This is a genomic window from Microbispora sp. KK1-11 (assembly GCF_006874435.1).
GTDB classification, from domain to species: domain Bacteria; phylum Actinomycetota; class Actinomycetes; order Streptosporangiales; family Streptosporangiaceae; genus Microbispora; species Microbispora catharanthi.
The window spans coordinates 1-383 of the sequence record NZ_VIRJ01000166.1; the positions used below are offsets into that span (position 1 = coordinate 1).

At 72.1% G+C, this 383-nt stretch carries 1 pseudogene; it reads right to left on the reverse strand.

The window, feature by feature from the left end:
• Window positions 1-383, reverse strand: a pseudogene (locus FLW16_RS43220) (IS5/IS1182 family transposase); the annotation flags it as partial.

A 383-nucleotide genomic window follows, 5' to 3' on the forward strand; every position in this document is an offset into this window, starting at 1 on the left:
ACGCGGATGCCGGCCATGACCGCCTCGAACTGTGGGGCATCGCCCCGCTGTCCGGCGGTCAGTACCAGCGACAGCAGCCGCCGGCCCTGCTCGCAGGCCAGGTGCAGCTTGGTCGACAGGCCACCGCGTGAGCGTCCCAGCGCGTGGTCGGCCGGCTCGGTGCTGACTCCGCCCGGCGGTTCGGCCTGCAGGCAGGGCTTACGCGGCGCGCCTGCCGCGTGCTGGTGGGCCCGCACGATGGTGGAATCGACCCCGACCTGCCAGGTGATCAGTTCGGCGGCATCAGCCAGGGCCTGCAGCCCGGTGAGGATCTTCTGCCAGACACCGGCACGCTGCCAGCGGCGGAACAGGGCGTACACCGCCTGCCAGGAGCCGTAGCACTC